Annotated in this window: 13 protein-coding genes; 7 read left to right on the top strand and 6 right to left on the bottom strand. The window is 70.1% G+C overall.

Features of this window, described 5'->3' with window-relative positions:
* Positions 1–18: 18 nt before the first annotated feature.
* The 3 genes from ACIBQ1_RS28190 (at position 19) to ACIBQ1_RS28180 (ending at position 3377) form a co-directional block, all read left to right on the top strand.
* On the top strand, positions 19–1047 hold the full coding sequence (locus ACIBQ1_RS28190) for a phosphotransferase family protein (protein WP_397282147.1): 1029 nt from the start codon (positions 19–21) through the stop codon (positions 1045–1047).
* Between the two features lie 33 nt (positions 1048–1080).
* The gene (locus tag ACIBQ1_RS28185; RefSeq protein ID WP_397282145.1) at positions 1081–1830 is read left to right on the top strand and encodes an SDR family oxidoreductase; all 750 of its coding nucleotides are present in this window, start codon (positions 1081–1083) and stop codon (positions 1828–1830) included.
* A gap of 158 nt (positions 1831–1988) precedes the next feature.
* The gene (locus ACIBQ1_RS28180) at positions 1989–3377 is read left to right on the top strand and encodes a xylan 1,4-beta-xylosidase (protein ID WP_397282143.1); all 1389 of its coding nucleotides are present in this window, start codon (positions 1989–1991) and stop codon (positions 3375–3377) included.
* Positions 3378–3429: 52 nt separating this feature from the next.
* On the opposite strand, the gene ACIBQ1_RS28175 is transcribed toward ACIBQ1_RS28180, so the two are convergent.
* Positions 3430–4137, bottom strand: a complete 708-nt coding sequence (locus ACIBQ1_RS28175) for a hypothetical protein (protein ID WP_397282142.1) — start codon at positions 4135–4137, stop codon at positions 3430–3432.
* A 345-nt stretch (positions 4138–4482) separates the two neighbouring features.
* Between ACIBQ1_RS28175 and rox the strand changes: the two genes are divergently transcribed.
* Positions 4483–5910, top strand: a complete 1428-nt coding sequence (gene rox / locus ACIBQ1_RS28170; RefSeq protein WP_397282139.1) for a rifampin monooxygenase — start codon at positions 4483–4485, stop codon at positions 5908–5910.
* A gap of 51 nt (positions 5911–5961) precedes the next feature.
* Positions 5962–6201, top strand: coding sequence for a hypothetical protein (locus tag ACIBQ1_RS28165; RefSeq protein WP_397282137.1), 240 nt, complete (start codon positions 5962–5964; stop codon positions 6199–6201).
* 60 nt (positions 6202–6261) lie between these two features.
* On the opposite strand, the gene ACIBQ1_RS28160 is transcribed toward ACIBQ1_RS28165, so the two are convergent.
* Both ACIBQ1_RS28160 and ACIBQ1_RS28155 read right to left on the bottom strand, forming a co-directional pair.
* On the bottom strand, positions 6262–6666 hold the full coding sequence (locus ACIBQ1_RS28160) for a hypothetical protein (RefSeq protein ID WP_397277350.1): 405 nt from the start codon (positions 6664–6666) through the stop codon (positions 6262–6264).
* A 238-nt stretch (positions 6667–6904) separates the two neighbouring features.
* Positions 6905–7783, bottom strand: a complete 879-nt coding sequence (locus ACIBQ1_RS28155) for a helix-turn-helix transcriptional regulator (RefSeq protein ID WP_397282136.1) — start codon at positions 7781–7783, stop codon at positions 6905–6907.
* A 69-nt stretch (positions 7784–7852) separates the two neighbouring features.
* Between ACIBQ1_RS28155 and ACIBQ1_RS28150 the strand changes: the two genes are divergently transcribed.
* Positions 7853–8848: an aldo/keto reductase gene (locus ACIBQ1_RS28150; RefSeq protein ID WP_397282134.1), complete on the top strand. Its 996-nt coding sequence runs from the start codon at positions 7853–7855 to the stop codon at positions 8846–8848.
* Positions 8849–8933: 85 nt separating this feature from the next.
* Complete coding sequence (locus ACIBQ1_RS28145; protein WP_397282132.1) at positions 8934–9638, top strand: uridine kinase; 705 nt, start codon at positions 8934–8936, stop codon at positions 9636–9638.
* A gap of 8 nt (positions 9639–9646) precedes the next feature.
* On the opposite strand, the gene ACIBQ1_RS28140 is transcribed toward ACIBQ1_RS28145, so the two are convergent.
* The 3 genes from ACIBQ1_RS28140 to ACIBQ1_RS28130 form a co-directional block, all read right to left on the bottom strand.
* Positions 9647–9778 (bottom strand): hypothetical protein, encoded by a 132-nt coding sequence (locus tag ACIBQ1_RS28140; protein WP_397282131.1) that lies wholly within the window; start codon positions 9776–9778, stop codon positions 9647–9649.
* Positions 9778–11097, bottom strand: coding sequence for a DUF418 domain-containing protein (locus tag ACIBQ1_RS28135; protein WP_397282129.1), 1320 nt, complete (start codon positions 11095–11097; stop codon positions 9778–9780). Before ACIBQ1_RS28135 ends, ACIBQ1_RS28140 begins: the two co-directional genes overlap by 1 nt.
* Before the next feature lie 106 nt (positions 11098–11203).
* Positions 11204–14458, bottom strand: coding sequence for a hypothetical protein (locus ACIBQ1_RS28130; protein WP_397282127.1), 3255 nt, complete (start codon positions 14456–14458; stop codon positions 11204–11206).

Below are 14458 nucleotides of genomic sequence, written 5' to 3'. Positions count from 1 at the left end.
GCGTTCTAATGTGTGTCCATGACCGTACCTGGCATCGACCGGCCCGCTCTGACCGCGTGGATGGGCCGGAACGTGCCCGATGCGGGCGAGCCGCTGTCCGTCTCGCTGATCTCGGGCGGCAGGTCCAACCTCACCTACCTCGTCGAGGCCCGCGACCGCCGCCTGGTGCTGCGCCGGCCGCCGCTCGGTCATGTGCTGCCCACCGCCCACGACATGCGGCGCGAGTGGCGGGTCATCTCGGCCCTGTCGTCCACGCCCGTGCCGGTGCCCGCGCCGGTCGCCTTCTGCGGTGACGAGTCCGTCGTCGGGGCGCCGTTCTATCTCATGGGGTACGTGGAGGGGGCCGCCGTACGGACCCGGGAGGAGCTCGGCTCGCCGCCGCCGGCGCGGACGCGGCGGCTGTCGGAGCGGCTGGCCGAGGTGCTGGCGGCCATCCACGCGGTGGACTACCGCGAGGTCGGGCTCGGGGACTTCGGGCGGCCCGAGGGCTACCTGGCCAGGCAGCTCGAACGGTGGGGGCAGCAGTGGGAGCGGTCGAAGACGGCCGACCTGCCCGAGTTCGACCGGCTCGTGGAGCGGCTGCGCGAGCGGCTGCCCGCCAGGTCCGACAGCACGCTGGTGCACGGCGACTACCGGCTGGACAACACGCTGATCAGGTTCGGGGACCCGATCGAGATCATGGCCGTGGTCGACTGGGAGATGTCCACGCTGGGGGATCCGCTGGCCGATCTGGGGCTCACGCTGACGTACTGGCACGACGAGGGGGACGAGGAGCGGGCGCGGATCCCCGTGGCGGGGGACGTGACGGTGGCGCCGGGGTTCATGAACGCGGCGGAGTTCGCCGCGCACTACGCCAAGGTGTCCGGGCGGGACCTCACCGATCTCGGGTTCTACGTCGCTTTCGGCAACTTCAAGCTCGCTGTCATCGTGGAGGGTATTCACGCCCGGTTCCGGCAAGGTAAGACCGTTGGGGAGGGATTCGACCGCATCGGGTCCGCGGTGCCCACGCTGATCTCCCGGGCGCACCGCATGCTCGACCGGCCCTGACCGTCCGAGGACCCCCGACCAAGGAGCGACGCCATGAGCACAGTTGCACTCATCACCGGAGCGGCCAGCGGCATCGGGGCCGCCGTGGCGCGGCGGCTGTCGACGGGCGGCGCCAGGTGCGTCCTCGTCGACCTCGACGGTGAGGGCGTCGAGAGACTGGCCAAGGAGGTGGGCGGCGCGTGGCTGGCCGCCGACGTCAGCCGCGAGGAGGCCTCGCTGGAGGCGGTGGCGCTGGCCGAGCAGCGTTACGGGCGGCTCGACCTGATGCACCTGAACGCGGGGATCCCGGGCCGGGTGGACCTGGCCGACTTCGACCCGGCGCGCTACCGCCAGGTGGTCGGGGTGAACGTGGACGGCGTCGTCTTCGGCGTGCGGGCCGGCGTCCCGCTGCTCAAGCGGTCGGGCGGGGGCGCCATCGTGGCCACCGCGTCGCTGGCCGGGCTCGTGGGCTTCGCCGGCGACCCGATCTACACGATGACCAAGCACGCCGTCGTCGGCCTGGTCAGGGCCCTGGCCGAGCCGCTGGCCGCCCAGGGCGTCCGGATCGGCGCCGTCTGCCCGGGATTCACGGACACGCCGCTGGTGGCGGAGTCGCGCGAGATGTTCGTCAACGCCGGGTTCCCCCTGCTCACGGCCGAGGACGTGGCCGCCGCCGTCGAATCCGCCTTCTACGCCGAGACCTCCGGCACGCTCCTGGTCGTGCAGCCCGGCCGGCCGCCGGTCCCGTACCGCTATGCCGGGGTCCCGGGCCCGGCGGGCGGCCAGCGCCCTCCTGTCGCCTGAACGGATGTGGCAAGCAGTTTGCAAGCGGGACGATTAGCGTATTTGGGGTCGGGCTCTTGTACGTTTGCAGTCTCTGGAACGTTCGCAACCCTCGCACATCGTGAGCCCTTGTAAGTTCGTGAGTCCCTGTACCTTTGCCGCAGCATGAGGAGCATTCGGTGATTCCGACTGACGGCCGGCACGCGCGAAGACGATCGCCGTGGCCGCTCGCGCTGGGAGCAGGCATCCTCGCCGTCGTACTGGTGGCGGGCATCATGGTCTACGCCTCGATGCGCAGCCAGTCCCGCAGCGTGTTCAAGGGCGACGAGGTGGCCACGGCGCTCCCCAGCGAGCCCGCGCCTCAGCTGGAGCAGCCGCCCGCGCTCGACAACTGGCCGCGCTGGGGCATCACGCACACCCAGTACAGCGCCGACAACGAGCCGTCGCAGGTCGTGGAGGAGGCCAGGGGCGTGCTCGGCCGGGTCCCGATGCTGCAGAACCAGCACATCATGGGCTGGGGCGTCGGCAACCCGGAGCCCAGTCCCGGACAGTTCAACTTCCGTGATCTGGACCGGCGGCTGAAGTTCATGGCGTCGTCGCGGGCGGTGCCGGTGATCACGCTGTGCTGCGCGCCGGACTGGATGAAGGGCGGGCAGGCCGGGCGTACGGACTGGAGCAAGAACCACACGGTCGCGCCCGAACGCGAGCATTTCGACGACTACGCCAAACTGGCCGTCCAGGTCGCCAAGCAGTATCCGACGGTCAAGCACTACATGGTGTGGAACGAATTCAAGGGCTTCTGGGACCCGTCCACGAACCGCTGGGACGCCGAGGGGTACACCGAGCTGTACAACAAGGTCTACACGGCCTTGAAGAAAGTGAACAAGGACATTCAGCTCGGCGGCCCGTACATTCCCATCGAGAGCAATTCGAAGGGCGGCCCTTCGGAGCTGAGCGGCCCGTGGGGCACGGTGGACCAGCGGGCGCTGGACGCGATCACGTACTGGCTGGAGCACAAGAAAGGCGCCGACTTCGTCGTGGTCGACGGCGCGTCCATGACGAACGACCGGGCCAACATACCCGACGACTTCACCGCCCAGGCCAAGTTCGCCGCCATCACGACGTGGCTGCGGCAGAAGAGCAAGGACCTGCCCGTGTGGTGGGCCGAATGGTACGTCGAGCCGGAGAACTCCGGCTGGTCGGAGGCGAAGCGCACGGCGGTGCAGGCGACGGCGCTGATGGAGTTCGCGAAGAGCGGCGTGACGACGGCCCTTTACTGGAACCCGCAGCAGAAGAGCCAGGGCGAGTGCGCCGGCTGCCTCTGGAACCCCAAGGTGGGCGGCGAGATGCCGATGGCGGGCCTGCTGAGCGGCTTCACGAAATGGTTCCCGTCAGGCGTGCGAGTGGAGCCGGTGACGACCTCGGACCCGAAGATCAAGGCGCTGGGCCAGGAACGCCAGGTGGTCATGGTGAACACCTCGGACCGCGACGTGACGGCCACCGTGGACGGCCGGCAGGTGACCTTCCGCCCCTACGAAATCAAATGGTCGGGGCGAGGCGGCACTTAAATGTGCGCAAGGCCATCGCCGTCCTGCGGAACTTCGAGCTCGCACAGGGATGTCAGGTCGTCCATCGCGGGCAGTACTCCACGTGAATGTCCTGCCCGCGCCCCGGATCCAGATCGGGCCAGTAGAACAGTCGGCAGACGTGGTAGTTGCAGGCGCCCGAGATGTACAGCGATGTCGCGGCGGCAGGCGGCCCTTCTTTCGCCACGGCGAAAAAGTGACGGGCAGGCTGTCGAAACGCGGCGGCACTGCCGGTCAAGAAGAGCGTCTCGGCGTGCACACGCTGGTGGAGAGCGTCCCTGTTCTCCCGGTAGTTCAGCGCCCGGTAGTCGATTTCCTCGTCGGCGGGCAGGTCGGTGTCCGGCACACTCGCGGTCCGCACCTCACGGGGAGCGCTTCCAGCGGTGATCCATTTTCTCAGCCGCTTCCAGCGTGACGGCGGGAACTGCAACGAGTGATGGGCCAGCACGAGATCAAGTGGCCGGTCCGGGCATCTCTCCTCCTTGTCCCAGTCGGGGTTGATCCCGGGAGCGGGCGGAGTGGCACGCATCGGCAGGTAGACCAGCGACCGTGGAGAACGTGCCGCGAGTAACCACAGCGCGCCGACCCGTCGGCCATCCATCCGGTCCACATACATGTGGTACTGATGGCCGGTGTCGTAGAGCGCCCCATTGGCCAGGGGTTTGGCCGGGCGGATCACCTGGAGTTCCGCGGCTCCCAGTCGCACTCGCTGGACGGTGATCTTCACGTGCACGATCACCATCCAACCGGACCTCGCGTCGCCATGGCCAGCCGGGCAAGTGGGGCACCACGTGGTGGCCGTCGCACAGTCCCAGCGGATGACACCCCGGAGCAAGGCAGTGTCGCCGTTCGGCCGCCGCGTCCACAGCGGACGGAAAAGGCAAGGAGGTAACGCCACTCCCTGCCACTTTCAAGCTATAGCGCACCGGGGGGCTTGCGGCAAGACCCGGGTCGTGCCGCAGAATCTGCGGCTGAAGCCAGAATCCGCGGAAATCAGGAATTCACGAAGTACGTGTCCTCGCAGGTGCGCGTCGCCGGGCCGGGCGGTGCACCTGGCCGAAATGCAACCTCAGTGAATGGGCGGTTCATGTTTGACGTGATCATTGCCGGCGGCGGACCGACCGGCTTGATGCTGGCCAGTGAGTTGCGACTGCACGATGTGAACGTGCTCGTGCTGGAGAAGGACTCGGAGCCGAGCGAGTACGTCCGCGCGCTCGGCCTGCACGTGCGCAGCATCGAGGTGATGGACCAGCGCGGTCTGCTGGAGCGGTTCCTCGCGCACGGCCGGCAGCACCCGCTCGGCGGTTCCTTCGCCGGCATCACCAAGCCTTCATCCGGCCGGCTGGACACCGCGCATGCCTACACTCTCGCCATTCCGCAGACCGTCACCGACCGCCTGCTGGCCGAGCGCGCCACCGAGCTCGGCGCCGAGCCCCGGCGCGGCTGCGAACTGGTCGGGCTGAGCCAGGACGAGCACGGGGTGACCGTCGAGCTGGCGGACGGCACGCGGCTGCGCTCGCGCTATCTCGTCGGCTGCGACGGAGGTCGCAGCACGGTGCGCAAGCTGCTCGGCGTCGGCTTCCCCGGTGAGCCCACCAAGGTCGAGACGCTGCTGGGCGAGATGGAGGTGACCGAGGATCCGGCGACCGTTGCCGCCGTCGTCGCGGAAGTCCGCGAGACCCAACTGCGGTTCGGCCTCGGGCCGCTCGGGGACGGGGCGTACCGCGTCGTCGTGCCCGCCGAGGGGGTGGCCGAGGACCGCACGGTCCCGCCGACCATCGAGGAGTTCAGGCAGCAGCTGCGGGTGTACGCCGGCACCGACTTCGGCGTGCACTCACCGCGCTGGCTCTCCCGGTTCGGTGACGCCACCCGGCTGGCCGAGCGCTACCGGGTCGGCCGGGTGCTGCTGGCCGGCGACGCGGCGCACATCCACCCGCCGACGGGCGGGCAGGGGCTCAACCTGGGCATCCAGGACGCGTTCAACCTCGGCTGGAAACTGGCCGCCGAGGTAGGCGGCTGGGCGCCGGAGGGGCTGCTGGACAGCTACCACACCGAACGGCACCCGGTGGCCGTCGACGTGCTGGACAACACCCGCGCGCAGATGGAGCTGCTGTCCACCGAGCCGGGGCCGCGGGCGGTGCGCCGGCTGTTGTCGCAACTGATGGACTTCGAGGACGTGAACCGGTACCTGATCGAGAAGATCATCGCGATCGGGGTCCGCTACGACTTCGGCGAGGGACATGAGCTGCTCGGCCGGAGGATGCGGGACGTCGGCCTGAAGCGGGGACGCCTCTACGAGCTGACGCGGGGCGGCCGGGGGCTGCTGCTCGACCAGACCGGCCGGCTCTCGGTGGCGGGGTGGGCGGATCGGGTCGATCACGTCGTCGACGTCAGCGAGGAACTTCACGTACCCGCGGTGCTGCTGCGGCCGGACGGCCACGTGGCGTGGGCCGGTGACGATCAGCAGGAGCTGCTCGGCCGGCTGCCCAAGTGGTTCGGCGCTGCCGTCAGCTGAGCACACGGGGTGGGCGGGCCCGTTGAAGCCGCGTTCGGAGAACGGCCGCAGGTGCGCGGTGTCGCCGGGGTCGACCGGCTGTTCCTGCTCACTCCTGGCATCGGCCTCGACCACACCCGGCACGCCGTCGCCGCCGCCCGGTCCGCCGGGGTGCGCCACATCGTGCACCTGTCCTCGTTCAACGTGCTCGGCGACTTCCGCACCGACACCGTGGAGCGCCTGCTCCGGCGCAGGCCCCGCACCTTCGCCGCCTGGTGCGCACGCAACGCCGACGCCTTCCGCGTCACCTGATCGGCGTCTGCGTCTCGACCGCTCTGTCACGCCGCTCCCGGCCGGTCCGCACGTTGCCCCTCAGGCGGCGTCGAGGGCTTCGGTGATCTTGCGGGCCATGTCGGTCAGGGTGGGGCTGGGCCGGCCCTGGTGGGTGCGGGTGGCTGCGTCGATGGCGACGACGATGGTGCGGCGGAAGTTGTCGGCTTCGGCCGGGTCCTGCTGGTTGAGCAGGTTCATGGACGCGGTCAGGGCGGGCAGTACCTGGTCGGCGAGTTCGGCGACGGTCTTGCCGTACTTGACGCCCTTGGGTGCCTTGGTGAGGACGTGTCCGGCCAGGCCGGTGGCGGAGGTCAGGGCGATGGAGCCTTCGGTGGCGACCTTGTGGGCCGAGCCGGCGGCGCCGGCGGCGGACATCAGGGAGACGGCGCCCCAGGCGGCGATGCGCAGGGTGGTCTTGTCCTGGTCGGTGAGGGTGACGGACATGGTGGTCGCTCCTTCGAGGCTGTTGCGGGAGGGGGTTGGACGGTCGGTGGACCGTTCATGGGCTCTACTGTCGTCGACCGTTCTGATACGGCGCCGTTGCCGTCCTGACGTGTCAGCTGACACGGCGGCGCAGGGTCAGCTGAGGCAACCGCAACTGCCTGGTGATGGGCGCGCGGGCGCTCAATGTCCGGGAGGACACGCGGGGGATCCGCGACGTCTGGAGCACATCACGACCCCGTCAGACGGTCGTCCGGAAGTTCTGCGTCCCGATGACCCGCAACAGGTCGAGCTTCTCCCGCGCGTCGGTGCCCTCGGTCGGGAAGTACGCCAGCACCTTGATGTCTTCCTCGGGGGTGAACAGCACTTCGCAGGTCAGGTGCAGCATCCCGACCTCCGGGTGCAGCAGCCGCTTGCGGTCGAAACGGCGCACCGCGACCTCGTGCCGTTCCCACAACCCGCGGAACTCCGCACTGTGCTTCAACAGCTCGTGCACCAGCTCCACGACGTCGTCATCGCCGGCGCGGCGCGCGTACGTCGCTCGCAGATCGTTGACCTGCGCGAGTGAATGCCGTGGCCAGTCCTCTTGGGGGATCCGGGCGCGCGAGGCCGGCTCGGTGAACCACAGCCATGCGATTTTGCCCGCGAGGCCGATCTGGTGTTCCTGGCGGCCGAGCACGATGGCGGCGAGGGCGTTCTGCCAGAGCACCTCGTGCAGATCGGTGCAGATGAGGACCGGAACATCGGTGAGCCGGTCGGCCAGGCTGATCAGTCCTGGGCGGATGTGCCTGTGGGCACGGCGCGCCGGGGGCGCCAGGCCGGCCAGGTTGAACAGGTGGTCGCGTTCGTCCAGGTCGCAGCGGAGCGCGCGGGCCAGGGCGGCCACGATCGGCTCGGAAGGGTTCGCGCCACGGCACTGCTCCAGCCGGGCGTAGTAGTCGCTGGACATGCCGGCCAGCTGTGCCACTTCGTCGCGCCGCAGCCCGGGTGTCCGGCGCCGCACGCCCTCGGGCAGGCCGACGTCAGCCGGGCGCAGCAGCTCCCGGCGGCGACGGAGAAAGTCGGCAAGCCCGGCGCGGTCGATCACGTCCACCAGCGTACGGACGCGCCGCACGCTCATCCAGGGACAGGTTGTCCCTGGATGAGGTGGCCCTGGTCCGGGTGCGCGGCAGCCCACACAGTGGGGGACATGACAACGACGACACCTCTCGGCACACGCCGCCTCGGCCGCACCGGTCCCACCGTCTCCTCGCCCGGTCTTGGCGGTATGGGCCTGTCCGGCGCCTACGGTCCCTTGGACGACGACGAAGGCGTACGGGTCCTGCGCGCCTACCTGGACGCCGGCGGCACCCTGCTGGACACCGGTGACTTCTACGGTGCGGGACACAACGAATGGCTGATCCGGCGCGCGCTTGAGGGCCGCGACCGGGACGAGGTCGTGCTCTCCGTCAAGTTCGGAGCCATGCGCGGCCCCGATGGCGCGTTCGCCGGCATCGACGGCCGCCCCGCCGCCGTGCTGAACTTCCTGACCTACTCGCTGCAGCGCCTCGGCACCGACCACGTCGACATCTACCGCCCGGCCCGGCTCGACCGGTCCGTGCCCATCGAGGACACCGTGGGAGCGATCGCCGAGCTGGTCGACAAGGGGTACGTGCGGCACATCGGACTCAGCGAGGTCGGGGCGGAGACGATCCGCCGCGCCGCGGCCGTCGCGCCGATCAGCGACGTGCAGATCGAGTATTCGCTGTTCAGCCGCGGCATCGAGGACGAGATCCTGCCCGTGTGCCGCGAACTGGGCATCGGCGTCACCGCGTACGGTGTGCTGTCCCGCGGGTTGATCGGCGGCAGCGGAGCCATCGAGGGAGCCCGAACGGTGTCGCCGCGGTTCCAGGGTGCCAACCGCGAGCACAATGCCGCCCTCGCCGCACGGCTGGAGGAACTGGCCGCGGCGAAGGACGCTTCCGTCGCGCAACTGGCGATCGCCTGGGTGGCGGCGCAGGGCGAGGACATCGTGCCGATCGTCGGCTCGCGACGCCTGGACCAGGTCGACACGTTGGTCGACAGCGGCCGCGTCGTTCTCGGCGCCGAGGAGCTTGCGCGGATCGAGGACCTCGTCCCGCGCGGCGCGGCCCGAGGTGACCGATACCCCAGCCAGGCGATGGCGGATCTGGACAGCGAGCGCTGAGTTGAGCTGGGTCGCGACGTGACCTTCCTGCGTTAGGGGAAATGTCCGTGGATAGGGTGTGCTGGTGGGATCTCCTGATACGCGGGTGCGACATTCTGTCTCGACGTGGCAGCAGCCCTGCCCGGACCCCGCCTCGCCGGAACGTACCGTGCTCGTGAGGCAGGTCGCCGAGCAGGCGCTGGCCCGTGGCGGCGGACGGGTGCTGGTGGGGATCGACGGGTTCACCGCCTCGGGCAAGACGAGCTTCGGGCACGAGCTGGCCGAGGAGATCGCCGAGGCGGGGCGGCCGGTGCTCCGCGCCACCCTGGACGACTTCAAGAAGCCGTGGAAGGACCGGCACCTCTACGACCGCGAGTCGGGCGAGGGGTACTACCGGAACGCCTACGACTACGAGGCGGTCAGGCAACTGCTGCTGGAGCCGGCCCGTTCCCCCGACGCGGCGTCCTGCGCGCTGTGCGGCATCGATCCGCTGACGCAGATCGATCATTCGGGAACGACGACACCGCTCGCCGCGGACTCGGTGCTGATCGTGGACGGGGTGTTCGCGTTCCGCCCCGAGATCGACACGTACTGGGATCTCCGGATCTGGCTGGACGTGGACGCCGAGCTGTCGGTACGCAGAGGAGCCGAACGCGACCAGGACTGGGCCGGTTCGGAGGCCGAGTCGATCCACCGGAACCGGTACCTGGTCGCCGAGCGCGTCTATCTCCAGGAGGCCGACCCGCTGAAGCGGATGGACGTCGTCATCGACAACACCGCCTTCGACCGGCCGCGCATCGTCCGGCCCTGAATCGGGAGTCAGCGCAGCCCGAAGAGCGGCAGGCAGGGCTCCAGGCCGTGGATCCGCACCGGGACGGGGTCGGTGAAGTCGGCCCGGTCGAGGCGGAGGCGCTGCTGGACCGTCCGCCGGCCGCGTACCTCGTCGACCATCAGCCCGTCCGGGCGGTAGCCGAGCGGCTGGGGTCGGGTTTGCGCCAGTACGTGAGGAAACGCAGGATCCACTCCACGGGACCGTACCGGTGCCTCTTGAGCCACCAGTGGCTGTAGAGGACCTGGCAGACGAAGATGCCGAGCGCGATCAGCACCTCCAGCGGCGGGCTGACCCGGTCCACGAGCGCCAGCCCGTACCCGGTGAAGATCAGCGAGCAGATCAGCGACTGCGCCAGGTAGTTGGACAGCGCCATCCGGCCCGGCGCCGCGAGCGCGCGGGCGACGCGCGGCATGTACGGCAGCACCCGCAGGAACGTCGCCGCGTACGCGGCCGCCAGCAGCGGGGCCGTGACCAGGTCCACCGCCTCGCCCCAGAACTTGTGCATCGTGCCGTGCCAGGCCGACGTCGTGTAGATGAACGCGCCCGTGAGCCCGACCGTGAACCCGACCCACTGCAGCTTGCGCAGCGTGCCCGTGCTTATGGTCGCGCTCCCTCGGGTCTCCGTTGGCACAGGGCTGGACGCCCCCGCTCTCTCCGGCCCGGCTCGCCGTTTCGTGCTTATGGTCGCGCTCCCTCGGGTCTCCGTTGGCATAGGGCTGGACGCCCTCGCTCTCTCCGGCCCGGCTCGCCGCTCCGCGTGGGCCGGCAGGTCGCGCAGGGCGCCCAGCTTGCCGACCGCCAGGCCGATCAGGCACGCCGCCAGCACCGCCGGCCCCTGGAACAGGACGCGGAACACGATGATCAGCGACAGCTTCCTGAGGTGCTCGGAGATGATCTCCAAGGCGGAGGCCGCCAGCGCCGCGTCCGCCCTGGTGGCCTCGGCGGCCGAGTCGGCCACCGTGCCGCCCATGTCCAGGCCGAACGTGGCGAGCAGGGCCAGCAGCACGAAGCCGAGCGCGAGCATCGCGGTCAGCATGACCGCCAGCACCACGGCGGCCTTGGGCTGGAGCTTGCGGAAGATCAGCAGGGCCAGGCCCACGGCCGCGTACGTCGTCAGGATGTCCCCGGGGAACAGCAGCACGGCGTGCGCCAGCCCGATCAGCAGCAGCCCGGCCAGCCGGCGCAGGAACATCGGCCCGAACGGGCGCCCCCGCCGCGCCGCCGAGTCGACCTGGAGGGTGAAGCTGTAGCCGAACAGGAAGGAGAACAGCAGATAGAACTTGTTCTCCACGAGCAGGGTCACGGTGAACCGCACCGTCCAGTCCAGGGGCGACTGGAAGGCGGGCTCGGCCATCCCGGCCATCCGGTAGCCGGAGGCCAGGAAGGCGATGTTCACGACGAGGATGCCCAGGAGCGCGAAGCCTCGTAGGGCATCCACGGAAGCGATCCTCGCGGCCGCGGTTGCGTTCGGCATGGCGGGGAGTTTCTCCTGAGTCCTCATACGGAGAACATCATCCCGCACTAGCTGAGTGTTTCCTGTGAATTTAGTTATTTTGTGCGATGTAGATGAATCGTTCGATGATCACTGCCAGCGCGACCGCGAAAGCGGGCACTGCCAGGAAGAGCAGGCGCTTCCTGGCCTTACGCGCCCGGTTGGGGCCGTTGAGGCGGATGACCTCGTATGCGAACAGTGAGACCCATGTCACGGCCAGCGCGCCGACACCCACGGGCGTCCACGGGGTGGTGGGGTCGCCGCGTCCCTTGTAGGGCTGCGGTTCGGGGATCTCGGTGCCCCGGACGAACTTCTTCCAGGTGTAGAGGGCCGCGTCCTCGTTCGAGAACACCCGTTTCAGGTCCGGCGAGGCGTCCAGCGCCGCGCGGAACTTCGCCCCCCAGTCGTCCGGGAAGCCCTCGTTGAGCTGCAGGTAGCTCACCTGCCCGCGGCTCACGATCAGGTACGAGTTGCGCGGCTGCTCCTTGAGCGCCGCGATCGCGTCCGCGACCTGCGTCGGATCCTTGTGCACGAGGGCCTGCACGCCGAAGTTGACCAGCTCGACGTCCTTCTCGCCCCACGGCAGGGTCGGCGTGACCTCCGGCCCCGTCTTGGGCACCAGGTAGAGCACCTTGGCGCTCGGCTTGTCGTGCTGGTAGACGTAGTGCAGCGCGGCCACCTCGCCCGTGGTGACCCGCTCGAACTTCTCGTTGCCGTACCTGGCCAGCAGGAAGGCGAACGCGAACAGCACCGCGAAGCACGCCGCGAGCACGACCGAGAGCTTCTTGGTGAGCTGCGGGTTGAAGCGCACGTTCCGCCTGCGCAGCGGCACGGTCTCCTCGCGCACGTCCGCGCTGTCGGCCGGCAGGTTGGGGAAGAACGCGTACGCGGCCAGCAGGCAGGCCCCGGGCAGCGCGAACATGTAGATGCGCAGCCCGATCTCGCCGCCGTAGCTCTGCAGCCCCAGCGCCAGCACCGGCACGCAGAGCAGGATCAGCGCCGACCGGTCGAACACCCCGCGCCGGAACCGCCTGAACAGTCCCGTGGCCGCCAGGCTGAGGATCACCACGAGGATGCCGAGCCGGGCCTGCAGCACCAGCGCGTGCGCCGGGTCGCTGCCCTCGATGCGGTCGCCGGTGCTGTTGCCGATGTTCTGCAGGATCCGGCCGAAGCCGCCGAAGATGGCGCCGATCTGGCTGGACCAGAAGCCCACCGTCATGTAGCTGATCCAGGCCAGCACGACGAGGCCGAGGAAGAACGGCAGCGCCCAGGTCAGCGACGTCCGCTTGAAGATCAGGAACGCCGTCACGACCCCGAGCATCATGAACGGGGTGATCTGGTGCGAGGCCACCGCCGCGAAGAAGAGCGCCAGCAGCATCATCAGCATGAGCAGCTTGTCGGCCCGGTACGTGCCGGTGTTGGCCAGCTCGCCCGGGGTCATCGAGTCCAGCTTGGCCAGCAGCTTGCGCAGACCCTTGGGCGGGATCGGCTTCGTCCGCTGCTCGACCCGTCCGAACCATCTGAGCAGGATCGCTATGAACGCCAGATACAAGGCGAACGTGAAGCCCTGCGGCGAGAAGTAGTCCTGCCCGATCCACTGCACCAGCACGAACAGCAGCGCCGCGAACCACCGCGCCCGCGTGGTCGCCACGACCTGGCGCAGGATCAGCACGAACGGGAGCAGATAGAGCAGGTTCGAGACGAGTGGCGTCCACTGCAGGATCGGCGTCAGGTCGGTGATCCCGGCGGCCTTCGTCACGAAGGCGAACAGCGCGAAGAAGCCTGGCCAGCCCATGCGGGCGTCGATGCTGATGGCCGACTCGCCGGTCCTGGCGATGAACTCCACGAAACCGGCGTGGATGTACGCGGTGGGGAAGCGCGGCGCCGTGGCCACCAGGGCACCCGCGCCGTGCAGGGCGAAGGTGATGGCGGCGATCTGGAACAGCAGGAGGAACTTGCGGTCGGTGCTCTGGGCGACCGTGACGAAGAACGACACGAGCATGATGAGGATGGCGATGAACGCCGTCGTCGGGAGCGCCGAGATCAGGCCCAGGCCGTCGATGTTCTTCGGGTCGACGCCGCGCAGGGGGCCCGGGGCGACCTTGAGGGCCAGGATGTACATGACCAGGCCCTCAAGGACCAGCAGCACGGGCAGCCACTTGGGTGCGCTGGCGACCAGCGCGCCGATGCGCCCGCCGAGGGTGCGCGGCTTGCCGGGAGCGGCCTGGGGAGCCGCCTGCGGGGGCGTGGCCTGCTTCGTGGCTCCCTGGGGCGCGGCGCCCGGCAGGGGCGCCGTCGGCGGCGCTACGGCGGGCATGGGCGACGCCTGCCGCGGCGCCTCCACGGGCGCCGCGGCCGCCCCTTGAGCGGCGGTCCCACCGGCGGGCCCACTGGCGGCCGGTGAGGCAGGCGCTGAGGCGGGCGGCGAGGCGGGGGCTGAGGCGGGCCGGACTATGGGCACGGGCACGGTCCCGGCAGCGGAGGTCTCGGTGACGGGCCGCTTGGCGGGCGACGCACCACCGGACGGCTCCTTGCCCGCCGGCTTGGCGTCCGGCCCCTTGGCGGGGGCTTCACCGGGGGGCGCCGTCGGCGCGGCGCCCTTCGTCGGCGTGGCGCCCTTGGCCGTGGCAGCCGTGGCCGTGGCAGGCGTGGCGGCCGTGGCAGCGCTGGATGCGGAGGCACCCCCCGACCCATCGCCGTCGGCCCGCGCGCCATCGACGCGCTGCGGCCCGCTGGGCGGTTGCGGCTGGACGGGCTGCGGTCCGCTCACCGGTTGCGGCCGGGCGGACTGCGGGCCGCTCGCAGGCTGGGACCGGACGGGCTGCGGCCCGCTCGCAGGCTGGGGTCCGGCCGGCTGTGGGCCGCTCGCCGGTTGCGGCCGGGCCGGTTGCGGGCCGCTGGGTGCCTGGGGGCGAAGGCCGGGTTTGGTGTCGGAGGCGTCGGCGGAATCGGTCGGCGGCGCGACAGCCTCCTGCACGGGCGTGGTCACCGTGCCCGTCGCGTCAGGGCCCGTCGCGTCAGGGCCCGTCGCGTCAGGGCCCGTCGCGTCCGGGTCGGCGGCCTCCTCCACCGTGGGCGGGCGCCCGATGTGCAAGGCGGCGGGCAGCCGGACCACCGTCGTCGTGTCCGCGTCCGGCTCGGCGTCCGCCGAGGACGGGCCCTCGGCGGTAACGGTGTCGAGCGTCAGCTTCGGGATGACCCCGGTGGCTTCCGGATCGAAGGGCACGTCTGACTCCTCCTTGTCCCCGCGCACGTCCCCGCGCACCTCCGAGGAGTTTGCAATGCCATCGCCGTCCCGTTGCTTCAC

This window comes from Nonomuraea sp. NPDC050153, assembly GCF_044460125.1.
Taxonomy (GTDB): domain Bacteria; phylum Actinomycetota; class Actinomycetes; order Streptosporangiales; family Streptosporangiaceae; genus Nonomuraea.
Note: the sequence above shows the minus strand (reverse complement) of the source record. Positions and strands in the feature narration are given on the sequence as shown.